Here is a 23,823-nt window from a genome sequence, read left to right as displayed (position 1 = left end):
GCTCTCAAACGTTGATATGAAGGCTTTCTTGAAAAAAGTACGAAATGTTTGAAAGCATACCCCTCTAGTAAAAAGCTTGAGGGATTGCTTGAGGGATAAAGCCCCCGCAAATACCCGACAGGTCTCCAATAAGTGGAGGCCTTTTTTGTGTTGCTAAACAAGCCCTCAAGCAGTCAAAAATGCAAATATTAGCAAAAATATTAAAATGATGTTAAAATAAGACTAGTAGCTATTATTTGTTTCCAAAGAAAGAGGCGTAAGTATGAAAATTAAGCTGACTCCTGAAGTTCAAGCGTTGGTTGAAACGGAGCTAAGAAGGGGAACAAGCAAATCTCGGATTGCGAATTTGATTGACCTTTCCTATGAAGAAGCCTGCGCTGTTATTGATCAGGTAAAGAAATCGGTTCGTCCTGATGTTGGAGATGAAATAAAATTTCAATTTAGAGACTGCGATATGACCGGAATCATCGAAAAATTGCTCACCAATTCAGCCGTGGTCCGTATTTATTGGGATTATTCCAATGAGAAGATGCTAGATATTTGCGAAGAGCGAACTATTGTTAACTTCAAAGATATTGATGAATTTGTAAATATTTACCAATAATCGACCTGTGCGACAAAAGTTAAGCCGTCCTGGCTGTCCCACTGTTTTTTTCAGGGAAGGCTGGGGGGAAGTCTTTTGTTGCACTTTTAATTTATCTAAATAAAGTATATTATAATTTGACAAATTAAAAACAATAAGTTATCATACTTTTTGTTGAGAATTTGAAGAGCTATGACGGCTTTAAAAAATTCTTTAAGTCTAGCTGACTTAAATTGACAAGTCCATGGACTTAGTTTAAGATAGCTCTAATCGATCCATTCAATGAGTGGTAAAAATTTTCTTATAAAATAAAGGAGACAGAATAATGACAACATTTGAAAAAATCCAAGAAATTATCGTTGACCAATTAGACGTTGAGGCAGAAGAAGTAAAGGCTGACACTAATATCCAAGACGGTTTAGATGCAGATAGCTTAGACATCTTCCAAATTATCAATGAAATCGAAGACGAATTCGATGTTACTATCGATGAAGATGAAACTAACATTGCGACTGTTCAAGACCTCGTTGACTTTGTTGACAACAACCAATAAGCCGACAGTTAAGAGAGTAGGCGCTTAATGAAAACTGATTTATGGAAAGAAATGGGTGTCACTTACCCAATCGTCCAAGGCGCCATGGCATGGGTGGCAGATGCAGACCTTGCATCTGCTGTCTCTAATGCCGGAGCTTTAGGTGTGATTGGGACGGGACATGATCCTGTTGAACTCGTCCAAGAAAAAGTCGAGAAGATGCAGGCCTTAACGGACAAGCCATTTGCGGTTAATGTCATGTTACTCAATGCCCATGTGGATGACTTGGTTGACTATCTTTGCCAATCTGGCGTAAAGATTGTCACAACCGGTGCGGGTTCACCAGGCAAGTACATGAAACGTTTCAAGGCAGCCGGTATTAAGGTGATTCCCGTTGTTGCTTCCGTTGCCCTTGCTAAGCGCATGGCCCGTGAGGGGGTTGACGCTCTGATTGTGGAAGGTATGGAGTCCGGTGGTCATATTGGTAAATTAACCACCATGGCCTTGGTTCCACAAGTAGTTGATGCCGTCGATATTCCGGTCATTGCAGCCGGTGGGATTGGTGACGGCCGGGGCATGGCAGCTGCATTGATGCTGGGTGCTTCAGGGATTCAAGTGGGTACCCGTTTTGTGGTCGCCAAGGAATCGAATGCCCATCCTAATTTCAAGAAAAAAATTATCAATGCCAAGGATATTGATACAGTGATTACAGGCGAATCGACTGGCCATCCAGTCCGTGTTTTACGTAATAAACTGACGAAGAAATATCTTAAGCTGGAACATGAAGAAGCGGCCAAGGACCAACCTGATTGGACCAAGCTAGAAGCTTTAGCCAAAGGGGCCTTAAAACGAGCGGTTGTTGATGGGGATGTGGATAATAGTTCATTAATGGCCGGTCAGATTGCCGGACTCATTCACCAAGAAGAGGCCTGTGAAGAAATTATTCAGTCCTACATGCAAGAATGTCGCGAGCTGATTCAGCAGCATGCCAGTATGAATTAAGACGGACAGTGAGGGCTAACTTTTTTATTGCTTTCACTGTTTTTATTTTAACTATAAATAATAAACAATAAGGAAAGAAAGAGGGATTCCATGTCAATTGCCTTCATGTACAGTGGCCAGGGTGCTCAGTTTAAGGGGATGGGGCAGGATATCTTAGCCCACTATCCTCACTTGGAGACGTTTTTTGAGGAAGCGAGCGCAGTCACATCCTATGATATGAAAGCAATCTGCTTTGAGGACGATGAGAAGATCCATGAGACCGAATATACGCAGCCTGCCTTGATTACGATTGAGGCTATGCTGACCCGGGTCCTCCATGAAGCGGGGATTCAGGCGGACTATAGTCTGGGGCTTAGCCTTGGTGAATATGCGGCTCTGATGGATGCAGGCGCCTTGTCTTATGCCTCTTGCTTGGACTTAATCCGCCAGCGAGGCAAGATTATGGCCGAAGCTGTACCTTCCGGCTTAGGGAAAATGGTGGCTGTGATGAACACTCCCCGCGAGACCATTGAAGCGGCCTGCCAAGAAGCCCGCGAAGAAAATGACGCCTATGTGGCCCCCGCTAACTACAATACCTCTAAGCAAGTGGTCATTGGGGGGTATGAAGAGCCAGTTGACCTAGCCTGTGAGAAACTCAAGGCTGCTGGGAGCAAGAAGCTAATCCCTCTCAAGGTCTCTGGGCCCTTCCATACGGCCTTGATGGAGCCTGCTAGTGAGGATTTTAAGCAGGCTTTGGAGGCGGTTGATTTTGACCACATGCAGTATCCCGTCATTTCTAATACCACAGCTCAACCCCATGATATGGCGCATTTAAAAGAAAACTTGGCCAAGCAGATGTACTGTCCCGTTCGCTGGGAGGATTCGATCCGTTATCTCTTAGACCAAGGCGTGGATTGTTTTATTGAAATCGGTCCAGGCAAGACCCTGTCTTCCTTTATGAAGCAGATCGACCGGTCAGTAGCTTGCTACCGGATAGGCGACCTCGATAACTTACAGAAAACCATTAATGAATTAGCAGGAGAATAAGCATATGTCTAAAGAAGAAACACTTATTATTACAGGTGCTAACCGCGGCATCGGCACCGCGACGGCGCTCGCCTTTGCCAAGGCCGGCTACCACATTGCCATGGTCAACCGGTCCCAAGCGGATGAATCGGTCTTGGAAGCCATCCGGGACTATGGGGTAGAAGTAAGAGAGTACCTGGCTGATGTTTCAGACTTTGACTTGACCAGCCAGGTGGTGAAAGCCATTCACAAGGACTTCGGTCGAGTGGATGTCCTAGTCAACAATGCCGGGATTACCAAGGATAGCCTCTTGATTCGGATGTCTGAAGAAGACTTCGACCAAGTCATTGACGTGAACCTTAAGGGAAGCTTTAATTTGATCCGTCATGTGTCAAAAATAATGCTAAAACAACGTAGAGGTGCTATCATAAATGTATCGAGTTTATCCGGCATTATTGGAAATGTCGGCCAGGCTAATTACTCGGCTTCCAAGGCTGCTTTGATCGGTTTGACCCGGTCGGCAGCCCGCGAGCTAGCCAGTCGTCACATCACCGTCAATGCCGTGGCACCTGGCTTCATTTCCAGCGACATGACCGATAAATTATCAGACAAAACAAAAGAAGCCATGCTAGATGAAATCCCGCTCAAGCGCTTCGGCGAACAAGAGGAAGTAGCAGAAGCGATCTTATTCCTAGCAAATAACAAGTATATTACTGGTACCACCCTTGAAATCAACGGTGGTCTCAATATGAACTAGGAGGTTCTTATGACGAGAAGAGTTGTAGTGACAGGTCTAGGGGCTGTGACCCCCTTAGGAAATTCAGTCGATGAATTTTGGACCAATTTAAAAGCAGGCAAGCACGGTATTGGACCGATTACCAAGTTCGATGCTAGCGGCCTGGATACCCAGTTAGTAGCTGAAGTCAAAGACTTCGACCCTAAGAATTATATGGATCGCAAGTCAGCCAAACGGATGGAGCCATACGCCCAATACGCCATTGCAGCATCAAGCGAAGCTCTCAAAGACGCAGGCTTAGACCTTGACCAAGTGGACCGCGACCGGGTGGGTATTTATTTTGGGACCGGTATTGGTGGGGTTCAAGAAATGGAATCAGGGATCCGCAAGATGATTGCTAAGGGCCCAAAACGGGTGAATCCTTTATTCGTTCCGATAGCCATCTCCAACATGGGTGGGGCCAATATCTCCATGCATTTTGGAATCCATGGCCCAGCCCAAACCGTCTCAACAGCCTGTGCTTCAGCTAATAATGCCATTGGTGAAGCCTTCCGCTATATCAAGCACGGTTATGCCGACTATATGTTAGCTGGTGGGGGGGAATCATCCATCTGTGAGATTGCTATGTCCGGCTTTGAAAACCTCACCGCGATGAACACCACTTCTGACCCTGACCGTGCCTCCATTCCCTTCGATAAGGAACGGGCAGGCTTCATTATGGGCGAAGGAGCTGGCATCTTGCTTCTTGAAAGCTTAGAATCTGCCCAAGCCCGGGGTGCTAAGATTTACGCTGAAGTGGCTGGCTACGGAGCAACTTCCGACGCCTACCACCTGACAGCTCCTCATGCAGAAGGCCAAGAAGCTGTCAAGGCTATTGAACTTGCTCTAAATGAAGCTGGCCTCGGCCAAGACGATGTGCAATATGTCAACGCCCACGGAACCTCTACCCCAACTAATGACCGAGTAGAAAGCCATGTCATCAAAACGGCTTTTGGCGATTATAGTCAAGACGTCGCAGTGAGCTCAACCAAGGCGGCAGTCGGCCATCTCTTGGGCGCTGCGGGTGCCGTTGAAGCGATTGCTAGTATTAAAGCTATGGAAGAAAGCTTTATCCCAGGCATGGTAGGCTACCAAGTGCCAGATGAAGACTGTGACCTCCACCTGGTAACTGGCCAAGGGGAAGACCGCCAAATTGATGCTTTAGTTTCTAATGCCCTTGGTTTCGGTGGCCACAATACGGTGATTTGCTTTAAGAAGGTGACTCAAGACTAATGGAAACAAAAGAAATTAAGGCGCTTATCCAAGCCGTAGATGCATCCAGTTTACAGCAATTTGTCTTCAAGAATGAAGACTTAGAGATTGTCATGTCCAAGTTGGAAACCGATGCCCTCAATGCTAAGGGCATAGACCAAGCGGCCAGTTCTGTCGACGTCTTGGCTGCTGAAAAGGCAGGTCAAGCTGAGGCAACGTCTGCTCCTGACCCAGCGGCAGAAGAAGCGACCAAGGAAGAAGAAAGCTTCTCTGGCCAAGTTGTGACCAGTCCTATTGTGGGTGTGGTCTACCTAGCGCCAGGTCCTGACCGTGACCCTTATGTGAGCTTGGGTCAGACCATCCAGGCGGGGGAAACGGTATGTATCGTTGAAGCCATGAAGATTATGAATGAAATCCCAGCTGAATGCTCAGGGACCATCAGTCAGATTTTAGTCAAGGACGGTGAAGTCGTTGAATACGGCCAGCCTCTATTTGAGATTAGTTAAGGAGAGATCGTGTGGAAAATAATGAAATTATCTTAGATGCCCAAGAGATTATGGACATCATTCCTAACCGCTATCCAATTTGTTTTATTGACCGGGTAACGGAATTAGAGGTTGGCAAACGCGTGGTGGCACGCAAGAACGTGACCATTAACGAGCCTTATTTTGTCGGCCACTTCCCAGGTGAACCAGTCATGCCAGGCGTCCTTCAAATTGAAACCATGGCCCAGGCTGGTTCGATTCCACTCTTGATGACGGATGGCCTCACCAAGCGGACCGGATATTTAGCAGGAGTGGATAAGGTTAAATTCCGCCAGAAGGTTGTGCCAGGCGATGTCCTTACCGTAACCGTTGATATCTTAAAGATTAAGCGGAATATTGGCTTGGCTAAGGCTACCATTCACCGTGAAGATGGCGTTCTATGCAGTGAATGCCAAATGACTTTCGCCGTATCAGATGTTGAACGCGATATTTAAGTAATAAAGAAAGTGGTCAAATGTTTAAGAAAATACTTATTGCCAACCGTGGCGAAATCGCCGTTCGAATCATTCGAACTTGTAAGGAGATGGGCATCCAAACAGTGGCTGTATACTCCGAAGCGGATGCCGATGCAATGCATGTCTCCTTAGCTGATGAGGCAGTCTGTATTGGGAAAGCGTCCGCAGCGGACTCCTATTTAAACATGCCCTCTATCCTCAGCGCAGCTGTCGTTACTGGGGCCCAGGCCATCCATCCCGGTTTTGGCTTCTTATCAGAAAACAGTAAATTTGCCCGCCTCTGCCGGGAGATGAATATTGTCTTTATCGGACCGGAAGCGGATGTGATTGACCAGATGGGGGATAAGCAACATGCCCGGGATACCATGAAGGCCGCTAAGGTGCCGGTTATTCCGGGGAGTGAAGACTTTGTTCGTAGTGCTGAGGAAGCCCAAGCCATTGCTGAAGAAGTCGGTTATCCTGTTCTCTTCAAGGCAACGGCTGGGGGCGGGGGCAAGGGCATGCGCCTGGTTAACCAGGCTAGTCATTTGCAGGCGGCCTTCGATGAGGCCCGCTTGGAAGCCCAGCAGAACTTCCAGAATGACCAGCTCTACATGGAGAAGGTCATCCATCCTGCCCACCACATTGAAGTTCAAATCCTCGGTGATAACTATGGTAAGGTGGTCCATCTAGGGGAGCGGGAATGCTCCCTCCAGCGCAACCACCAAAAAGTACTCGAAGAGAGTCCAAGTCCCTTTATTAGCCAAACAACGCGCGAAAAGATCTGTGCAGCAGCTGTTAAAGCTGGTGAAGAAGTCAATTACACGGGGGCGGGCACCATTGAATTCCTGGTAGACTATGACCAGAACTTTTATTTTATGGAGATGAATACCCGGATCCAGGTGGAACATCCAATCACGGAAATGATTACCGGCGTCGACTTGGTCAAAAAGCAAATTGAAATTGCGGCTGGTCAACCCCTAAGCTTGGACCAGGAGGATATTCACTTTGAAGGGCATGCCATTGAGGTCCGCTTGAATGCGGAGCGGCCAGAAGACCACTTCTATCCTTCGACCGGATCCTTTGACTTTATTCATTTTCCGGCAGGTAATTTGGGCTTGCGACTAGAATCAAGTGTTTATAATGGCTATCAAATGCCGCCATACTATGATAATATGTTTGCTAAATTGATTGCTTACGGAGCGGATCGAGAAGAAGCCGTGCAACGGATGAAGCGGGCCCTAGGAGAGTTGCGGATTGAAGGCATTGCCTCCAACCAGGCCCTTCTCCAGGCCATTCTAGAGGATGACGGTTTCCTTTCCGGTGACTATAGTAATGACCACCTGGAAGCCAGCCTCTTACCTGCCTGGCTAGCCGAACAATCAAACTGAGAAGGGAGCTGAGCTGATGGCTTTCAAGCGGAAAAAGAAATCTTATATTCATGTGCCCCAGTCTAGTCAAGTGGACGTTGTTGATCCCAACCACAAGCCCTATATTCCTGACGGCATGTGGCAGAAGTGTCCCCAGTGCCAGCAAACTATCCTGACCCAGGATATGAAACCGGCCTATGTCTGCAGCAACTGTGACTATCATTTCCGGATTTCAGCCCAGGAACGGATTCGTTTGATCTTGGATCCAGATTCTTTTGAGCCTCTTTTTGAAGATGGGGGTCATGCCAATCCCCTGGACTTTCCAGGTTATGAGGAGAAGCGCGCCAAGGCCCAAGACCGGGCTCAGACGGATGAAGCCATCACCACGGGCCTTGGTAAGCTCAATGGACAGGAACTTGCCTTTGCCTGTATGAATCCTTTCTTCATGATGGGGTCCATGGGCGCCCGGGTGGGGGAGAAGTTAACCTCCCTCTTCGAGTTAGCCCTTAAAGAAAGCCTACCAGTTGTGGTCTTTACAGCGAGTGGGGGGGCTCGGATGCAAGAAGGGATTGTTTCCCTCATGCAGATGGCCAAGATTTCGCTGGCTGTGGAACGACACAGTGAGGCCGGTCTCCTCTACCTGGCCGTTTTGACTGATCCAACAACGGGCGGGGTAACAGCTAGTTTTGCCATGCAGGCTGATATTATCTGTGCTGAACCTGGTGCTTTAATTGGCTTTGCCGGCAAACGGGTGATCGAACAAACTATCCACCAGGCCGTGCCTGACAGCTTCCAGAGTGCTGAGCACCAACTGGCCCATGGTTTCGTTGACCGAATCATCCCCCGCCAGCAATTAAGAGAAGAACTATCTGCCTTGCTGTCCATCCATTGCCAAGCTTAAGGAGTGTATTATGCTAGAAAGTCATTCAAAAAAACGACCTTCTCTCCATCCGAGTGAGGTCGTTAAAGCTGCTCGGGATACCCAACGCTTGACCACTTCGGAATTGGCCAATTACATCTGTGACGATTTCTATGAATTCCACGGCGACCGGGCCTATGGGGACGATGCCGCGATTTATGGTGGGGTGGGTCGTTTAGATGGCCGGCCAGTGACCATTATCGGGACAGAAAAGGGTCACACCACTAAAGAAAATGTGGAACGGAACTTTGGTTCTCCCCATGCGGAGGGTTACCGCAAGGCCATCCGCCTAGTGGAACAAGCCGATAAATTTAAGCGTCCGGTCATTAGCTTTATCAATACTTCTGGTGCTTTTTGCGATATGGAAGCGGAAGACCGGGGGGTTGGTGAAGCGATTGCCCGGTCCATGCAGGCTTTCGGTCGTTTATCTGCTCCTAATATCTCCGTCTTAATTGGTGAAGGAGGGAGCGGTGGGGCCCTAGCCCTGGCAGTGACCAACCGGGTTTGGATCCTAGAAGACGCCATGTATTCCATTCTTTCCCCAGAAGGCTTTGCGACCATTCTGTGGAAAGATGTTAACCGGGCCAATGAGGCAGCGGAACTGATGAAGTTCACCGCTAAAGACCTCTATGAATTGGGGGTAGTGGATGAAATTATTCCCGTCCGCCAGCGGGGAGAGGCGATCATCAAGGAACACTTAGCTGACAATATCAAAACCATGCTCATCAAGGAATTAGAGGACTGGGATGGCAAGTCAGCTGAAGCCATCCGCCTAGCTCGCGAAGCGCGTTTTCGTCAATTTTAAGGAGAATGTGACAACAAAGGGAGGCATGTGCCATGTCTATGGAAAGAAATGCTGAATGCCGGACCCTGATCGAGGAAGCCCTAGCTCTTAAGACAGCAGGGGGTCTCAGTCAGGGCCTGGCAGCTATCCGCCAAGCTCAGCAACTGGCTGGAAATTTTTCCAAGTTTTTCCTGGACTTACTCCAGGTATTGCTGGACCAGGACCAGGCTGACCTAGCTCTGGCCTTGACCCAGCAAGTTTTAGAGGAGCTTGACCAAGACCGAGCCCTCCTCTTATATGAAAGTGCCATGTCCCTACTGGCTCAGACAGCCCCAAGTACTTTGAAAGAGTTTTCAGAGTTGGGGCTTTTTGTGCGTCAGGGACCAGCTGTCGATCAGGATTGGATCGATTTTATCTTCTATCCCGATCAAATAGCTGCTAAAGAAGCGGCTGCTAGTCAAATGGCTCTGACCGCTTACTTAGATAGCGACTTGGCCTCGGATCCGAGCCAGGCTATGGCCTGCTACCAGGTCTTAGACAGCTTAGCAGCTGACCAGGTTCAAACTTTCATCCGAGCCTATCTGACTAGACATCCTGGACCTAGTCTGGTACGGACGGATTTCCTGGCGCGCTTGTTGGAGGCTGGAGACCAAGGCCACTTAGTTCTAGAGGGACCGTTAGGGAAGTGCCATGAGCTCCATTTAGCTACTTTAGACCAGCCCCAGGACCGGTCTTTCTTCCAGGCTGGTCAAGACTACTTGGAGGCTTGTTTCTTTAAGGAGCCCTTGGTTAAGGCCTATCTGGAGGAGGAGTGGGTACTTCTGACGGGCTTAGTCTATCCCTTCGAAGAAGAGCTCGACCAGTCACCCGCTGACTTATTGACTGCTCTAGCGACAGCTGATCCAGAAGACGACACTTACCGCTTACTTAGAAAAATCATGAAAGGGGTGATCTAGGTGATACGTCTCGCCATCGATGCTTCGGTCAATGTTAAGGACGGCCGGGCGGGGGTCGGGATTCTCTGGCTGGAAGGGGGCAAGCAATACCCCCTCAAATTCTCTCTGCCTCAAAAAACGGACAACCACTTAGCTGAATTCTCTGCCCTTAAAATCGCTTTAGAGCTACTCGAAGACCAAGGACGTACAGATGACCTGATCATTTGTCAAACGGATAGTCGGGCCGTTTATGACGCCATACGCAAGAAAAAAAGCAAGAACAGTCCCTATAGCCAGGCCATCCAGGCTATCTTACTTGCTCTTGCTAAATTTCCTCAATTTCATTTGAACTGGGTACCGGAAGCTGACAACCGGGGGGCTGACCAGCTCGCCAAGCAGGCCATGCGCCAGGCCTCGCTTTAGCTTAATGCGCTTTCTTCTTCTTTCCCCAGAATTGGAAGAAGTCGGTCCGCAAAGCGCCGTTGTAGAGTTTGCGCTTCTTGGTGGCCTTGTCACCGTAATAGTCCTCAAAGGCCAAGTCTGAAGTCAGGATATACTTGCTCCAGGTCTCTAGGGGCCGGAAAACCTCGCCCATCTCCTGGTAGAGTTGGTGGACACTGTCTTCGTCGTTGAGACGTTCCCCATAAGGCGGGTTGCTGATCATAATGCCGAAGTCTTTATTCGTTGTAAAGTCAGCTACTTGCATCTGCTTAAAGGTAATTTGATGGTCAACTCCTGCCGCTTGGGCATTGGCCTTGGCAATTTCAACCATGCGGTGGTCAATATCCGAAGCCTGGATGTCCAATTGGATGTTATGGTCAATGGCCGCCTTAGCAGCAGCCCGCTCCTTGTCGAATTCCTGGTCTCGGAAGATATCCCAGTCCTCGCAGACAAAGTGCCGGTGCATACCGGGAGCAATATTCATCCCAATCAGGGCGGCTTCAATGGCGATGGTCCCTGAGCCACAGGTAGGGTCTACCAAGGGCCGGTCGGGGAACCAGGTCGTTAGTTTAACCAAGGAAGCTGCAAAGTTTTCCTTGAGTGGTGCGCCCCCTTTAACCTGGCGGTAACCCCGCTTAAACAAGCTATCTCCCGTCGTATCCAGGGTTAGGAGGGCCTGGTCTTTGTGGATGCTGATCTCAATGGGGTAGCGGGCACCGGTTTCAGGCAGCTGTCCGCGCCGGAAATAAGCCTCTTTTAAGTGGTCCACAATAGCTTTTTTAACCATCTTCTGGCAGGTGGGAACCGAATGGAGCTGGGACTTGACGGACTTGCCTGAGACAGGGAAATTGGCGTCGAAGGGCAGGAGATCCGACCAATTGAGGGCCTTGACTTGGTCGAAGAGAGCCTCGAAAGTTTTGGCTTCAAATTCACCGACGATAATTTTAACCCGGTCAGCTGTCCGCAATTGGATATTGGTCCGGGCAACGTCCTGGGGAGCCCCTTCAAAGCGGACCCGGCCGTTCTCGACCTGGCAGTCATAGCCCAGGGCCTTTAATTCATTCTTCACCAGGGCCTCGATCCCGCTCGCGCAGCTGGCCATTAACTGATACGTCTTCATGGAATCCTCCTTATAATTTTTTAACATACTGTGCTGGTAATCAATGTCTAGTTACCAACACAAAAAAATAATCGATAAAAATATAAAAAATCCAAGCCTGGGGATAGACCACACAAGCTTGGATTCTTTACAAACCTGATGTAAATTTCTATAAGCCATGTTCTGTTCCCTTGCATCCCAGGTTGTTTGCAAGTTCGGTAATCATCTATCTGCATTGCTGCCTCGGCTCACATTCATTTCTGCTTGCCAAGTGCCCCTACCGAATTTGGGTTGCTCACTCGAGGGGTTTACCTCGTTCCACTTAGCTGGTTTCCCAACTAACTTCGTCACTGTGGCACTTTTCAGGGATACTGGGGCATAGCCCTAGGGCTGAAGCCGTTTTTCCCGCCGTCTATGCCTTAGCTTATGTTTTCGCTAAGCACGAACACTACTGACCTCTCAGTCAGTGTGAGCATGGACTTTCCTCAGGTATGACTACCCGCGATTACCCGAAATTTACATATGATAACTCATTATAACGCAAGTCGGCGTAAAATGCTAATAATTTTGGCGAATAATGGTATCGTCCATATGGTCTTCTTCGTCATAGCTTTGGGAACCAAAGACCGCCTTCTCTAATTTGGATAGGCGGCGGAGAATATCATAATTGGTGGTTGCACCGGTTTTGTTAGTTCCGCTAGCTTTGGATCGGCTTTGCCGACTCTTATCTTCGCCAGTCTGCCGCTTGGCTTTCTCCAGTTCGGCTTGTAAGTAGGCAATTTCTTTTTCATAGGACTCATAGTCCCGCATGATGATATCTAGAAATTCATCCACTTCTTGCATGTTAAAGCCGCGGATGGCTGGTTTAAATTCTTTTTGTAAAATATCTTTTGTTGTCAGATTACGTTCGGACATCCTTACACCCCATTTTTAACACTGTCTTCCAATAGTATAGCATATCTTCTTTGGTCAAGGTCAGTGAAAAGAGGGCTTTAGAGAACTTTTAATAAATTAGGAGAACAAGGATGGATAAGCTATAATAGAGAGAAGTGAAGGCCCCAAGATAGGGCAAGCAATGACCAAAAGGAGTGTGGACAGATGACCGAAAAGAGCTTATTTGAATACCTATACCAGGAGTGGCAGGGTTTACGCTTCCAGTTTCCCTGGCAATTAACCTATGATGAGAGGAGTACAGGGATTATTCTCCAAGTTCACCTGCCCAGTCGGCAGGAGCTGGCTTCCGATCATATGATGCGAGACGCCTTAAATAAGCAAAGCAATCAATTTGCTTATTTGAGTTTAACCTTTCGTTTCGGCTATTATAGCAAAGATATTAGCTTGCAGCCTGGGATTTTTATCCTGGCACCTAACCTAGGCAATGGGACTTATACGGGCGACTATGTCCAGGTTCTTCTCAAATGGATGCGCTACACCCTCCGCCAAGCTGACCAACAGTTGCGCGAACTGGACCGGGGTAAGCGGGAGACGCTCGATTTGACTTGGCCTCATGAGGCAGTGAGTCAAGATGTTGCCCAGCGTCAGGCAGTCAACCGTTATGGAAACAAAGAACGCTATTCATTGGAGGTATATTAATGGGATTCTATGAGGTGACAATCGACGTCAAATACGGAGATTCCGACCAGGTGTCAGACAGCTTGTTGGCATTGGGGTCACAGGGGGCTGTGATCCAAGATGTCAAGGATTTTGATGCGCTGGAAGAGGAAGGATCAGTGGTTAAGTTAGAGGCCAAGCGCCAGGCTTATCCGCGCTTTCCCCAGGTGGTGGGCTATTTTTCTGATACGGCTTGGTCCAAGGAAGACCTGGCTCAGGCTCTTTTAGCAGCTTTGAGGGATTTAGACCCAGTCTATAGCGAAGAAGAAATCGCGATTGGTCAATTGGCGGAGACCAACTGGGAGGAAGAGTGGAAGCGTTACTACCAGCCCATAGTGATCAGTCGTTTTATTCATATTATTCCTTCTTGGCAAGAAGAAGAGACCCAGGTCCTGATTCCTATCTATATGGACCCTGAAATGGCCTTTGGGACCGGGGACCATGCCACTACCCAGCTCTCCCTCCAACTTCTGGAAAGCTATCTCGAACCGGAGGACCGGGTCTATGATGTGGGCACCGGTTCAGGGATCCTTGCTATTGCAGCAGCTAAGCTGGGGGCCCAGTCCGTCCAGGCTTTTGACTATGATGAGCAAGTCATTCCCATTGCCCAGAAAAATTTTGAAGTCAACCAGGTGGCTGACCGGTGCTCGGCTCGGGCTAATGATAAGCTAAGCAGGATTTCTGACCCCGTCGACCTGATTACGGCTAATATCTTGGCTGATATTTTGATCCCGCTCATCCCCCAAGCCTATGACTGCCTTGAGCCTCAAGGGAAGTTCATCCTCTCGGGCATCTACTATAAGGAATTTGAAGCAATCAAGGCGGCCTTGATCCAAGCAGATTTCCGTATCGAAGAGATCGTCCGCCGGGGCGACTGGTTTGGTATCTATGCCGTTAAGGGCCGAGCGGAAGCGACTAAGGATTCCATTTAAAGGAATACTTCTCATTATCCTCTCAGATATGGTAAAATATGAGTTAAACCATTCATCAAAAGACATCTAAACTGCCATAGCTTACCTAAGACTGTCCGCGGTATTGAGATGTAATTAGAAAGGGGTAGGTTTGATGTCTGAAAAACAAAATTATACTAAAGAAGAAGTATTGGACCTCTGCAAGTCCTATATGCCAGAAGATAAGCTGGCCTTTGTCTCTAAGGCGGCTGATTTTGCTGAGCGGGCCCATCGTGACCAAGTTCGCAAATCGGGAGAGCCTTACTTTACCCATCCTATCCAGGTGGCTTCGATTCTAGCGGAGCTTCACATGGATCCTGACACGGTGGCGACCGGTTTTCTCCACGATGTGGTGGAAGACACGGGCATTTCCTTGGATGATATTGCTTATTTCTTCTCCGATACAGTGGCGACTCTGGTGGACGGGGTAACCAAATTAGGGAAGCTGAAATACCGGTCCCAGGAGCAGCAGCAGGCGGAAAACCACCAAAAAATGCTCCTCGCCATGGCCAATGACCTCCGCGTAATTATGGTAAAATTAGCTGACCGCCTCCACAATATGCGGACCCTTAAGTGGCATAAACCCGAAAAGCAGGTCAGTATCTCTAGAGAAACGCTGGAGATCTATGCCCCGCTGGCTGACCGCTTGGGGATGAGCCAGATCAAGTGGGAATTAGAAGATACCTGCCTGCGTTATATTAATCCCGAAGCCTACTATCAAATTGTTCATCTGATGAATGCCAAGCGGGATGAGCGGGAGAACTACATCAATGAAACCATTGAAAAACTCCAAGCTCAGATGGAGGGCGTCATTGCAGAGCCCTTCGAAATCTATGGGAGGCCCAAGCACATCTATTCCATCTACCGGAAGATGAAGAAGCAGAAGAAGGAGTTCTCGGAAATTTACGACCTCCTAGCTATCCGGGTTCTGGTCGACACGGTCAAGGATTGTTATGCCGTCCTGGGAGTTGTCCACACTAACTGGAAGCCCCTTCCTAACCGCTTCAAGGACTATATCGCCATGCCCAAGGCCAACATGTACCAGTCCCTCCATACCACGGTATTAGGGGATAAGGGAGTCCCGGTTGAAATTCAGATCCGCACCTACCAGATGCATGAAGTTGCCGAATACGGGGTTGCTGCGCACTGGGCCTATAAGAAGGGCGTTACCGGTGAAGTAGAAAAGGATGACTTAGATGACCAGATCGCCTGGTTCCAACAAATCCAAGACCTCCAAGATGATTCGGTTGACGCAGAAAACTTTGTAGAAAGCGTCAAGGAAGACATTTTCAAGGACAAGGTTTACGTCTTCACCCCCCAAGGCGACGTCCAGGAGTTACCATCAGGGGCAGGACCGCTGGACTTTGCCTACCAGATCCACACAGAGGTAGGGAATAAAACGATCGGAGCTAAGGTCAATTCTAAAATTGTCCCGCTTAACTATAAGTTAGAGAATGGCGATATTGTGGAAATCCTAACCTCGAAGAATTCCGCCGGCCCTAGTCGAGACTGGGTCAACCTAGTGGCAACCAACCGGGCCAAGAACAAGATTAAGCGTTTCTTCAAGCTCTTAGACCGGGAAGAGAACCTGGAAAAGGGACGACAAGCAGTCGAAGATGCGGTCAATGAGAGCGGCTTTGCCTTCAAGGACCTCTATACCAAGACCAGGCAGGCTGATCTTTTGGAACGCTTTAACTTCTCTTCCTTAGATGACCTCTTTGCAGCAGTTGGTTTTGGTGAACTGTCGGCTTCGGCCGTGGCCAACCGCCTGACAGAAAAGGCTCGGGCTAAACGCCGGGAGGAATTGCATAAGAAGGATCTGGAAGAAGTTATCCACGATGAAGAGGAGAAGGACCGCAAGCCCGCCATGACTGTCCGCCATAATGATGGCGTCTTCGTGGAGGGGGCTGACAACCTGCTCTTCCGCCTGGCCCACTGCTGTACACCGGTGCCTGGGGATGATATTGTCGGTTATATTACCAAGGGACGGGGGATTTCTGTCCACCGCCGCGATTGTAAGAATGTCGATTTGGATGATGAACTTTCTGATCGCCTGATTGAAGTTGAGTGGGAGAATACCCAGGATGATGCGGATATCAGCTTTGAGGTGGAACTGGTGATCGAAGCCTTTGAACGGAGTGGGCTCTTGAATGAAATCATCCAGGTGGTCAGTCCCTTGACCAAGTCGATCTCTAACATTAACGGGAATGTTGACCACAAGACCAACATGGCCAAGATACGCCTCCGCCTGGCTATCCAAAACATTGACCAGTTGGATAAGATCATTGATAAGGTGAAGGATATCCCTGACGTCTATGTGGTGGAGCGGGCCTCCACCCAGTAAAAAGAAAGGAAGAGTGACTGTGCGAGTAATTATTCAACGTGTTAGCCAAGCATCTGTAAGTGTTGACGACCAGACTTTGGGCGCTATTCAAGAAGGTTTCATGCTCCTAGTAGGTGTCCATGATGACGACAACGAGGAAACGGTGGACTATATGGCAAGAAAAATTGCCAAAATGCGAATTTTTGCTGATGAAGAGGGCAAACTCAACCTGGACATTAACCAGGTAGGCGGCAAGATCCTTTCCATCTCCCAGTTCACCCTCTATGCCCGGACACGCAAGGGCAACCGACCTTCCTTTGTAGACGCCGCCCATCCCGACCACGGTGAAAAAATCTACCTGGCGCTCAATCAAAAACTACGCGAAGCCTATGATCTTGACGTCGAAGAAGGCCAGTTCGGTGCTGACATGCAAGTTAGCCTAACCAACGATGGCCCAGTAACTATTATCTTAGACTCTGAAGAATAAGGGTGAGAGACTTGGGGGTTAGGCTTGGATGATTGGAGCAATTAAGGATAAGAGCGAAGCATTCGCTCGTTCCTTACTTGTGAAATCACTCCAAGCCTGCCAAGTCGAACCTGACTAAATAAGGGTGAGAGACTTGAGGTTTTGGCTTGGATGATTGGAGCAATTAAGGATAAGAGCGAAGCATTCGTTCGTTCCTTACTTGTGAAATCACTCCAAGCCTGCCAAGTCGAACCCGACTAGATAGGGTGTGAAGGCTAGCGGGAGAAATAGACCTCTGGAGCCAAAAGCCAGAGAAGGATGAAAGCCTTCGACGGGTTTTGGTGAAGAGGAGCTATTTCTGCTAGCCTGAGCCCAACTAGGGTGTGAGGGAGCCACTTCTGCGCAACCGAACGCAACTGGAGGGTGTAAGCAAAGGCGGCTAGATAGGGATGACTGGAGGCAAAGAGGATAAGAGCGGCTTTAGCCGGTCGCTCCACTTTGATGAAGTCGCTCCCTTTCTGCCTTTGCGAACCCGACTGAAAGGTGAGAGCAAGAGCGCTCAACCAAAAAATTCCCCTTCAAAAAAGGCCAGGAATCTTATCCTAGCCTTTGATCAGTGGACCGGCCTAATGTTGTCCGGTCTTTTTTTATTAATGATTTTTTTAAAACTTGCTCCTAGAGTCAGGACTAACCGCCTTTAGTCACAGTCTCTTTTCTTTGGTAGAGCTTTTGGGCGACAAGAGGGGAGAGGAGGGAGCTGGCGATGCAGACCATCATCACGATGGCGGTCGCGGCTACCACATCATCGCCGAAAGTTTCGGGTAAGGTCAGGCCAATGAGCGCTGGGTTGGCGACAGACATGCCAGCCACATTCCAAATCGCTGCTCCATCAATGCCTGCATTCTGCTTGGTGACGTAGCGGTCAAAGAAGATGAGTGGAAGCATCAGAATAAAGAAGGCAAGTGTCATCAAGAGGCCTGAGCCACCAGATGCCAGGGCGTCTTGGATCCGCATACCGGCTCCCAAGTTCCAACCGAGGAAGGGCAGGAGGCGGCCGATCATTGGCGTAAAGAAGTCCGCGAAGTCAGGATCCAAGTTGCCCAGGGCCATCCCTACAAGAAGGGGAATAAAGATCGAAATAATGGGGTTCCAGTCAATGCCGCCTGCCCCTCCATCAGCGGTAAGCAGACTCAGGAGGATAAGCGGGGTAAAGGACATACCCAGGATACCGAAGATTCCGTAGACCGCCCCAAAACGCTGGTCACCATATGAGGAATGGATGGCTAGGGCTACAGCTGGGTTCAGGGAATAAATCACACAAGCAAAGCTCAAGAGTGAAATTCCAAAGATCCCCTGGCTACCAAAAGCTAGATAGTAGAAATAGATCAGGAGGCTTGACCAAAATAATTTAAATAAGATCATGGGCAGGTGGCGCTTTAATAAGGGAACAATCTGCTTGAGGTCAAGACTCGTCCCTGCTGCAAAGACCAAAAGGCCAATGACAACCGGCGTCCCCATCTGGAAGCTAGCCTGACTGGTGCCGCCAAAACGGTCGTACATATTGGGAAAAATGGAAATTAAGACCATGCTGACGACCATGGGAACTAGGAACATGCCAGCAGGTAATTGGTTGATTTTCTTTAACATAAGAACCTCTTTTCTTTTAAAATTGACTAGCTTATAAGTTTAAAGAAAGCCTTTCTTAAAGTCAAGCTAATATAAAAAAGAGAGTAAGGCAAAAGTCATACTCTCTTTCTTTACTTATATGGTTAATCTTTTTGTTCAAACCACTGGCGGATAATGGCTTGGTACCAGGCGATGCTTTGGTAGAATTCACTGACGGTGATGTGTTCATCGGGTTCATGTAAGCTTTGGCCAGGGCCAATAATAATGGTTGGTATATCAGCTTGGTGGCGGATAAATTCCGCGCAATCGGTTCCTCCGCTGAAGGCTGCTAGTCCCGCTGCTTGATCGAGGATATCTTTTGACTTTTCGAGAGCGATTTGGACGAGGGGGTCTTGGTCGTCGGTCCGCAAGGGATAGAGGTTGGTGAAGAGGTCCATCTGTCCCTTAAAGTCAGGATCTTCAGCTTCTAAGTCTTTGATGATTTGTTCAAAACTAGCGTAAAGCTCGGGATGGTCTTGGCCAGGCACGGTCCGGATATCTACTTGAGCTTGGGCACGGTCTGGGACCACATTGACCACACTGCCGCCAGAAATTTGGTTAAAAGACATGGTCGATTGGCCAAGGAGGTCATCTTCGTGGTCGTCGGCATGGTAGGTCTGAGCGATCCGGTCCAGCCACTTGATCATTTTTTCTACGGCATTGACGCCTTTTTTAGGGGTCGATCCGTGGGCAGTCCGGCCTTGAGTTTCCAGTGATAGCCAGAAGACTCCTTTGTGGGCCCGCGCCACTTGGAGGTTAGTTGGTTCGGCACAGATCAGGGCATCGACATAGGGGAGGAGGTCTTGGTCGACTAAATCCTTGGCGCCCTTACCACCCATCTCTTCATCCGCCGTAAAGACTAGGATAATTTTTCCTTTTTTAGGAAGCTTTTCGGCTTTAAGTCGAAGTGCGGCAGCGACGAGGGCAATTAGGCCCCCCTTCATATCGCAGGCGCCCCGACCATAGATGACCCCGTCTTCAATTTCTGCGGCGAAGGGCTCGTGCTCCCAAGGGTTATCGCCGATTGGGACGACATCCATATGGCCGGTTAAGCCGAGCGTAGGTCCTTCTACGCCACTATCTAATGTTGCTATAAGCTGGGTCCGGTCACCCTTATAGGAATAGCGTTTGGTTTCTAGGCCTGCCTCCTGTAAAATAGGTTCTATAAGGTCGGCCACGGCAGTTTCATTGCCATTGGTTGAGTTTACTTTTAAAACATCTTGAAGCAATTGGAGTGCTTGTTCATTATTCATTATGATCACCTCCACCTTATTATGCACTTAAAATTAGTAAGTTACAAATTGAAAAGTTTTAGAGAGGGGAAAGATATGCTAGGCGCAATCATTGGAGACATTGTAGGCTCACGCTTTGAACTAAATAATTACCGAGGGAAGGACTTTGAACTCTTCCATCCTGACTGTCATCTCACAGATGATTCAATTATGACTCTGGCGGTGGGCGAGGCCTTGATGAAGGCTGTTGGACGGTCAGGGGGCTTGGCAAAAGACGCTGAATTCTTAGGCCTACTTGAAGAGGAAGCGGTTCGCTCCATGCAGACCTGGGGGCGGAAGTATCCTACAGCGGGTTATGGTAAGAACTTCTTCCGCTGGATCTATAGCCGGAAGCCCCAGCCCTACCAGAGTATCGGTAATGGAGCCGGTATGCGGATTAGTCCTGTCGCTGACCTAGCGCGAAGCGAAGAAGAAGTTCTCGCTTGGGGATCAGTAGTGACTGGGATTAGTCATGACAGTGAGGAAGCCTTCCTTGGGGCCTGGACCCTTGCTTTAGCGATTTACCAGGCGAAGACGGGAGTAGACCCAGAGGATATTTTCAAACAAATTGCTACAGAAGTATATGATTTAAACTTCACCATTGACAACTTACGCCCGCATTACAGCTTCCATGCCAATTGTGCGGACTCTATCCCCCAAGCCCTAGTGGCCGTAAGGGATGGCGAGGATTTCGAAGACTGCTTGCGCCTGGCTGTTTCCCTAGGCGGGGACTCCGACACCATCGCTTCCATGGCCGGTGCCATGGCTGCCTACCTCTATCCCATTCCTCAGGCTATTGCAGACCAGGCCCTGTCCTATCTTGATGACGACCAAGCCGCCCTTTACCAAGCCTGGCAAGATTTTTGCCGAAAATACCAGGCTTAACTAGGGGGATTTGGCCTTGATCAATTGGATAAAGGTCCTTTAAGCCGGATCATTGGATCGCTCGGCCATTGCAAGCCATAAAAAAGCAGCTGGACCATATTAGCGTCCAGCTGCTTTTATTAAGGATTGGGGAGTGAAGTGAGGGCTCTAGTCCAGCTGTCCGATTGACTTACTCCAAGCATCCCAAGCTAACCGCTCTTGCTCACACCCTGTAGTCGGGTTCGCAAGAGCAGCTTGGGAGTGCTTTCGCAAGTTGGGAACGTGCAAGCGTGGCTTGCCCTTATCCCAACTTACTCCAAGCATCCAAAGCTGAACGCTCTTGCTCACACCCTGTTTATAAATTTCTAAATTGCTGACTAGAGAAATGAATATCCTGGCCATAGAGGATTTCTTTTTTGCCATTGGCTTTGGCAATGATCAGCTGGCCTTCGGGATTGACGCCAACGATGATTCCAGACTGCCAGTCGCCATTGTACTGGTAGGAAACCTCCTTGCCTACGCCCATGAGCCGGTCCTTGTATAAGGGGAAGAAGGCTTTGTCATCGAAGTTGGCATGGTAGGTCAAGATTCGGCTCACAATTTGTGCTAAGAATTGGTTGATATTGAAGTCTTCTGGAGTTTCTTGACCAAAAATGGTGCCTGCGACTTCTCGAACAGCGGGGTCTGAGTCTTCAAAGGAACCCGCTAGGTTGATTCCAATTCCAATCATGACAGCGGAGGTATCAGCCGCTTCAATGGAGCTAATCATTTCGCTCAAGATGCCAGTGATCTTGCGCTTGTGGTAGAAGATGTCATTAACCCATTTGATCTCGCACTGGTCGTCGACATAGCTTTCAATGGTCTCGACAACAGCAGTCGCTGCCAGGATGGTGTACATAGGCACGTCCTGGAGTTTCACCTGATGGGGGCGGAGGGCTAGGGTGAAATAGAGACCTTCTGCCAGGTCGCAATAATAGGCCTTGCCTCGCCGTCCTCGGCCCTTGGTCTGCTGTTGGGTGGCGTACAAGAGATAATCCGCCTGGCTATGGGCTAGGGCCTCTTTCATCAAGTCATTAGTCGAGCTCATGCTGGGGCGGACCTCATAAGCTATGTCAAACGAACCGACTGCTTGCTTGAGAAAGTGGTCGATTTGTTGGGGGGCCAAGTCATCGCTCAGACTTTCTAGCTGGTAGCCCTTATTGGGGGTCGAAGAAATTTGATAGCCCTGGTCTTTGAGAGCTTGGATGGCTTTCCAGATGGCATTGCGAGAAACCCCTAATATTTCAGCCAGCTTCTGTCCAGACAGGTAAGCACCATCCGCTTTTAAGAGATGATCGAGGACTTTTTGCTGTGAATTCATAATAAGCCTCCTTTGTTGTAAATGATTTAACTGCCTTGCCTAATCGACAATTTTGGCGTCTAGGCAGGTCTCGAAGTGGGTTAGGGCCCAGTCGTGGCCTGCTTGGTTGAAACTTGCCACGGCTGTGGGGTGGATTACTAATTGATAGCCCAGATTATAGGCGTCCACAGCAGTATGGAGGATACAGATATCGGTGCAGACCCCAACTAAGTGGAGGGTTTGGATATGGCGCTCCCGCAGTTTCATATCGAGATTGGTCCCCGCAAAGGCGGAGTAGCGAGTCTTTTCCATATAGTAGACATGGGTTTGGTCCTTGGCCCCTTGGTAGATGTCAGCGAGACGTCCGTAGAGCTCTTGACCCTGGCTGCCTTGGATATTATGGCTTGGGAAGAGCCGGCTCTCGGGATGGTAGGGGTCATCTTTTTGGTGGCTATCGATAGCAAAGACCACAAATTCTTGGTCTTGGATAAAGCGCTCCGTCAAGTCGCAGATCTTGTCTTCGATAGCCTGACCGGGTTGGCCACAGGTTAAACTGCCATCGTCTGCGACAAAATCGTTGGTGTAGTCAATGTTAATTAAGGCTTCTTTCATGGTGAGATTCTCCTTTTAATGTGAATAGATAAAATTGCTTTCATAGTAGAAGTTTTTCTTTAATTTTAAGAATTTTTTGCAATCTGTCAAGATCGCGAAAAGGGTAGCCCGGAGCTCAAATTCTTTGCGGGTCTGAGGCAGGTCGCTCTCCCTGTAAGTCTTAATGAGCTGGTCCAATTCTGCGCTTAGTCCCAAAGCTGGATTGCGCTCGTTCAGCTGTTCGGACACGTGGATGAGAAACTGGGCTAAATCCTGGTGCTGGGAGGTCTTCTGGTCGAGCCGCTGCAAGCTCTCCGCTATCTGGTAGAGAACATTGCTTTGGGCCTGGCGCATGGCAAAATACTGCTTATAGTATAGGGTATCCTGGTTCATTCGGTTGGCATTCTCCCTGGCAGCCAGACCTTGCCCATCTTGGATGAGCTGGCTGAGTTCGTGGAGGGCCAAAACAAAATGATCTTGCTCAAAGAAAGTGCCTTGGTCTAATTGATCGGCATAGGAGCAAAGGACCGTCCGCATCCGGTCTTCGATCGCCTCTTTTAACTGGGCCATTTCCTTTTGGTGGGAAGGTTGGAGGAAGTTAACCAAGAGGGCGATCCCGGTCCCGATGATGAGAAGTAGAAACTCGTTCATCAAGTCGGGAAAAGCTATGGTCTGGTCCAAAAGCAAGTGGGAGACCGATACCGCACAAGGAGCAATGGCATTCCCCGACTTCATCCAGGCGGCCAGTGGATAGGTGATCAAAAGATAGAGGGCAAAGACCCAAACGGTAAATCCTAGGTAATAAAAAAGCAGGCTAGCAACAGTCAAGCTTAAGACCATGGCCAGGCTAATATTTCCGATATAATGGACGGTTTGTTGGTTAGTGTCAGCTAAGGTCAGGATAGCGATAATGCCAGCGGAAACCGCATAATCTAAATGGAGCCACTGGGCCAGGAAGATGGCAAAGAAGGTCGCGACCCCGTACTTGAGGGCTTTAATTAAATGCAAGGTCATTGGTTCGATCAGTCCTCCTTTAATTCTAATAAACTTATTATAGCAAAAACTCCCTAGAAAAGCCTGAGAGTCCAGTTGAAAGAAATATACAAT

At 48.7% G+C, this 23,823-nt stretch carries 25 protein-coding genes and 1 other RNA gene; 18 read left to right on the top strand and 8 right to left on the bottom strand.

What is annotated here, in order from left to right:
• The first annotated feature begins 262 nt into the window (after nt 1-262).
• The 13 genes from QP860_RS00430 to QP860_RS00370 all read left to right on the top strand — a co-directional run bounded on the left by QP860_RS00430 (nt 263) and on the right by QP860_RS00370 (nt 10,519).
• Entirely contained in the window at nt 263-604 is a 342-nt protein-coding gene (locus tag QP860_RS00430; protein ID WP_284878741.1) for a DUF2187 family protein, read from the top strand.
• A gap of 304 nt (nt 605-908) precedes the next feature.
• Nucleotides 909-1,136: an acyl carrier protein gene (locus QP860_RS00425; RefSeq protein WP_067976378.1), complete on the top strand. Its 228-nt coding sequence runs from the start codon at nt 909-911 to the stop codon at nt 1,134-1,136.
• Nucleotides 1,137-1,163: 27 nt separating this feature from the next.
• Nucleotides 1,164-2,117, top strand: coding sequence for an enoyl-[acyl-carrier-protein] reductase FabK (fabK, locus tag QP860_RS00420; protein WP_070619687.1), 954 nt, complete (start codon nt 1,164-1,166; stop codon nt 2,115-2,117).
• 90 nt (nt 2,118-2,207) lie between these two features.
• Entirely contained in the window at nt 2,208-3,143 is a 936-nt protein-coding gene (fabD, locus tag QP860_RS00415) for an ACP S-malonyltransferase (RefSeq protein WP_070619684.1), read from the top strand.
• A gap of 4 nt (nt 3,144-3,147) precedes the next feature.
• Complete coding sequence (fabG, locus tag QP860_RS00410) at nt 3,148-3,879, top strand: 3-oxoacyl-[acyl-carrier-protein] reductase (RefSeq protein WP_070619680.1); 732 nt, start codon at nt 3,148-3,150, stop codon at nt 3,877-3,879.
• A 9-nt stretch (nt 3,880-3,888) separates the two neighbouring features.
• A complete protein-coding gene (gene fabF, locus QP860_RS00405) occupies nt 3,889-5,130 on the top strand; it encodes a beta-ketoacyl-ACP synthase II (RefSeq protein WP_070619677.1) in 1,242 nt (413 codons plus the stop codon).
• Entirely contained in the window at nt 5,130-5,615 is a 486-nt protein-coding gene (gene accB / locus QP860_RS00400; RefSeq protein WP_284912017.1) for an acetyl-CoA carboxylase biotin carboxyl carrier protein, read from the top strand. Before fabF ends, accB begins: the two co-directional genes overlap by 1 nt.
• Before the next feature lie 11 nt (nt 5,616-5,626).
• Nucleotides 5,627-6,088 carry a 3-hydroxyacyl-ACP dehydratase FabZ gene (gene fabZ, locus QP860_RS00395; protein WP_083272359.1) on the top strand — a complete coding sequence of 154 codons (462 nt, stop codon included), beginning with the start codon at nt 5,627-5,629 and terminating at the stop codon, nt 6,086-6,088.
• 20 nt (nt 6,089-6,108) lie between these two features.
• A complete protein-coding gene (gene accC, locus QP860_RS00390) occupies nt 6,109-7,479 on the top strand; it encodes an acetyl-CoA carboxylase biotin carboxylase subunit (protein ID WP_070619670.1) in 1,371 nt (456 codons plus the stop codon).
• A 16-nt stretch (nt 7,480-7,495) separates the two neighbouring features.
• Nucleotides 7,496-8,359 carry an acetyl-CoA carboxylase, carboxyltransferase subunit beta gene (accD, locus tag QP860_RS00385; protein ID WP_070619667.1) on the top strand — a complete coding sequence of 288 codons (864 nt, stop codon included), beginning with the start codon at nt 7,496-7,498 and terminating at the stop codon, nt 8,357-8,359.
• Between the two features lie 10 nt (nt 8,360-8,369).
• The gene (accA, locus tag QP860_RS00380; protein WP_070619664.1) at nt 8,370-9,182 is read left to right on the top strand and encodes a carboxyltransferase subunit alpha; all 813 of its coding nucleotides are present in this window, start codon (nt 8,370-8,372) and stop codon (nt 9,180-9,182) included.
• A 32-nt stretch (nt 9,183-9,214) separates the two neighbouring features.
• Entirely contained in the window at nt 9,215-10,117 is a 903-nt protein-coding gene (locus QP860_RS00375) for a hypothetical protein (RefSeq protein WP_070619661.1), read from the top strand.
• Entirely contained in the window at nt 10,118-10,519 is a 402-nt protein-coding gene (locus tag QP860_RS00370; RefSeq protein WP_284912016.1) for a ribonuclease HI family protein, read from the top strand.
• A 1-nt stretch (nt 10,520) separates the two neighbouring features.
• Here QP860_RS00370 and QP860_RS00365 read toward each other — a convergent pair whose 3' ends face one another.
• From QP860_RS00365 to gpsB, 3 genes are all read right to left on the bottom strand, one after another.
• Nucleotides 10,521-11,657, bottom strand: a complete 1,137-nt coding sequence (locus tag QP860_RS00365; RefSeq protein WP_070619655.1) for a THUMP domain-containing class I SAM-dependent RNA methyltransferase — start codon at nt 11,655-11,657, stop codon at nt 10,521-10,523.
• 146 nt (nt 11,658-11,803) lie between these two features.
• An RNA gene (gene rnpB, locus QP860_RS00360) (RNase P RNA component class B) lies at nt 11,804-12,153 on the bottom strand.
• Between the two features lie 41 nt (nt 12,154-12,194).
• Complete coding sequence (gpsB, locus tag QP860_RS00355) at nt 12,195-12,551, bottom strand: cell division regulator GpsB (RefSeq protein ID WP_070619653.1); 357 nt, start codon at nt 12,549-12,551, stop codon at nt 12,195-12,197.
• Between the two features lie 183 nt (nt 12,552-12,734).
• Here gpsB and QP860_RS00350 point away from each other — a divergent pair, with 183 nt between their 5' ends.
• From QP860_RS00350 to dtd, 4 genes are all read left to right on the top strand, one after another.
• On the top strand, nt 12,735-13,229 hold the full coding sequence (locus QP860_RS00350; RefSeq protein WP_070619651.1) for a hypothetical protein: 495 nt from the start codon (nt 12,735-12,737) through the stop codon (nt 13,227-13,229).
• Nucleotides 13,229-14,179 (top strand): 50S ribosomal protein L11 methyltransferase, encoded by a 951-nt coding sequence (gene prmA, locus QP860_RS00345; protein WP_070619648.1) that lies wholly within the window; start codon nt 13,229-13,231, stop codon nt 14,177-14,179. The genes QP860_RS00350 and prmA overlap by 1 nt, the downstream gene beginning before the upstream one ends.
• A 133-nt stretch (nt 14,180-14,312) precedes the next feature.
• Entirely contained in the window at nt 14,313-16,541 is a 2,229-nt protein-coding gene (locus QP860_RS00340) for a RelA/SpoT family protein (RefSeq protein ID WP_284909959.1), read from the top strand.
• 19 nt (nt 16,542-16,560) lie between these two features.
• A complete protein-coding gene (gene dtd / locus QP860_RS00335; protein ID WP_070619642.1) occupies nt 16,561-17,007 on the top strand; it encodes a D-aminoacyl-tRNA deacylase in 447 nt (148 codons plus the stop codon).
• Between the two features lie 666 nt (nt 17,008-17,673).
• Here dtd and QP860_RS00330 read toward each other — a convergent pair.
• Entirely contained in the window at nt 17,674-18,633 is a 960-nt protein-coding gene (locus QP860_RS00330; protein ID WP_070619640.1) for a 2-keto-3-deoxygluconate permease, read from the bottom strand.
• A 122-nt stretch (nt 18,634-18,755) separates the two neighbouring features.
• On the bottom strand, nt 18,756-19,904 hold the full coding sequence (locus QP860_RS00325) for a M20 family metallopeptidase (protein WP_070619637.1): 1,149 nt from the start codon (nt 19,902-19,904) through the stop codon (nt 18,756-18,758).
• A 75-nt stretch (nt 19,905-19,979) separates the two neighbouring features.
• Between QP860_RS00325 and QP860_RS00320 the strand changes: the two genes are divergently transcribed.
• Nucleotides 19,980-20,807 carry an ADP-ribosylglycohydrolase family protein gene (locus QP860_RS00320; RefSeq protein WP_070619634.1) on the top strand — a complete coding sequence of 276 codons (828 nt, stop codon included), beginning with the start codon at nt 19,980-19,982 and terminating at the stop codon, nt 20,805-20,807.
• Between the two features lie 334 nt (nt 20,808-21,141).
• Here QP860_RS00320 and QP860_RS00315 read toward each other — a convergent pair whose 3' ends face one another.
• From QP860_RS00315 to QP860_RS00305, 3 genes are read right to left on the bottom strand one after another with little or no spacing between them, the layout of a single operon-like run.
• On the bottom strand, nt 21,142-22,146 hold the full coding sequence (locus QP860_RS00315) for a biotin--[acetyl-CoA-carboxylase] ligase (RefSeq protein ID WP_070619631.1): 1,005 nt from the start codon (nt 22,144-22,146) through the stop codon (nt 21,142-21,144).
• A 39-nt stretch (nt 22,147-22,185) separates the two neighbouring features.
• Nucleotides 22,186-22,737: a cysteine hydrolase family protein gene (locus tag QP860_RS00310; protein ID WP_070619629.1), complete on the bottom strand. Its 552-nt coding sequence runs from the start codon at nt 22,735-22,737 to the stop codon at nt 22,186-22,188.
• 15 nt (nt 22,738-22,752) lie between these two features.
• Nucleotides 22,753-23,730 (bottom strand): aromatic acid exporter family protein, encoded by a 978-nt coding sequence (locus tag QP860_RS00305; protein WP_070619626.1) that lies wholly within the window; start codon nt 23,728-23,730, stop codon nt 22,753-22,755.
• Nucleotides 23,731-23,823 lie beyond the last annotated feature (93 nt).

Origin of the sequence: Aerococcus sp. UMB1112A (genome assembly GCF_030230715.1) — a bacterium.
Taxonomy (GTDB): domain Bacteria; phylum Bacillota; class Bacilli; order Lactobacillales; family Aerococcaceae; genus Aerococcus.
Note: the sequence above shows the minus strand (reverse complement) of the source record. Positions and strands in the feature narration are given on the sequence as shown.

Bases quoted from the DNA above. Each gene is read 5' to 3' on its own strand.
- QP860_RS00430 (WP_284878741.1), top strand. From the start codon at position 263: ATGAAAATTAAGCTGACTCCTGAAGTTCAAGCGTTGGTTGAAACGGAG.
- QP860_RS00425 (WP_067976378.1), top strand. From the start codon at position 909: ATGACAACATTTGAAAAAATCCAAGAAATTATCGTTGACCAATTAGAC.
- fabK (WP_070619687.1), top strand. From the start codon at position 1,164: ATGAAAACTGATTTATGGAAAGAAATGGGTGTCACTTACCCAATCGTC.
- fabD (WP_070619684.1), top strand. From the start codon at position 2,208: ATGTCAATTGCCTTCATGTACAGTGGCCAGGGTGCTCAGTTTAAGGGG.
- fabG (WP_070619680.1), top strand. From the start codon at position 3,148: ATGTCTAAAGAAGAAACACTTATTATTACAGGTGCTAACCGCGGCATC.
- fabF (WP_070619677.1), top strand. From the start codon at position 3,889: ATGACGAGAAGAGTTGTAGTGACAGGTCTAGGGGCTGTGACCCCCTTA.
- accB (WP_284912017.1), top strand. From the start codon at position 5,130: ATGGAAACAAAAGAAATTAAGGCGCTTATCCAAGCCGTAGATGCATCC.
- accC (WP_070619670.1), top strand. From the start codon at position 6,109: ATGTTTAAGAAAATACTTATTGCCAACCGTGGCGAAATCGCCGTTCGA.
- accD (WP_070619667.1), top strand. From the start codon at position 7,496: ATGGCTTTCAAGCGGAAAAAGAAATCTTATATTCATGTGCCCCAGTCT.
- accA (WP_070619664.1), top strand. From the start codon at position 8,370: ATGCTAGAAAGTCATTCAAAAAAACGACCTTCTCTCCATCCGAGTGAG.
- QP860_RS00375 (WP_070619661.1), top strand. From the start codon at position 9,215: ATGTCTATGGAAAGAAATGCTGAATGCCGGACCCTGATCGAGGAAGCC.
- QP860_RS00365 (WP_070619655.1), bottom strand. From the start codon at position 11,657: ATGAAGACGTATCAGTTAATGGCCAGCTGCGCGAGCGGGATCGAGGCC.
- gpsB (WP_070619653.1), bottom strand. From the start codon at position 12,551: ATGTCCGAACGTAATCTGACAACAAAAGATATTTTACAAAAAGAATTT.
- QP860_RS00350 (WP_070619651.1), top strand. From the start codon at position 12,735: ATGACCGAAAAGAGCTTATTTGAATACCTATACCAGGAGTGGCAGGGT.
- prmA (WP_070619648.1), top strand. From the start codon at position 13,229: ATGGGATTCTATGAGGTGACAATCGACGTCAAATACGGAGATTCCGAC.
- QP860_RS00340 (WP_284909959.1), top strand. From the start codon at position 14,313: ATGTCTGAAAAACAAAATTATACTAAAGAAGAAGTATTGGACCTCTGC.
- QP860_RS00330 (WP_070619640.1), bottom strand. From the start codon at position 18,633: ATGTTAAAGAAAATCAACCAATTACCTGCTGGCATGTTCCTAGTTCCC.
- QP860_RS00325 (WP_070619637.1), bottom strand. From the start codon at position 19,904: ATGAATAATGAACAAGCACTCCAATTGCTTCAAGATGTTTTAAAAGTA.
- QP860_RS00320 (WP_070619634.1), top strand. From the start codon at position 19,980: ATGCTAGGCGCAATCATTGGAGACATTGTAGGCTCACGCTTTGAACTA.
- QP860_RS00315 (WP_070619631.1), bottom strand. From the start codon at position 22,146: ATGAATTCACAGCAAAAAGTCCTCGATCATCTCTTAAAAGCGGATGGT.
- QP860_RS00310 (WP_070619629.1), bottom strand. From the start codon at position 22,737: ATGAAAGAAGCCTTAATTAACATTGACTACACCAACGATTTTGTCGCA.
- QP860_RS00305 (WP_070619626.1), bottom strand. From the start codon at position 23,730: ATGACCTTGCATTTAATTAAAGCCCTCAAGTACGGGGTCGCGACCTTC.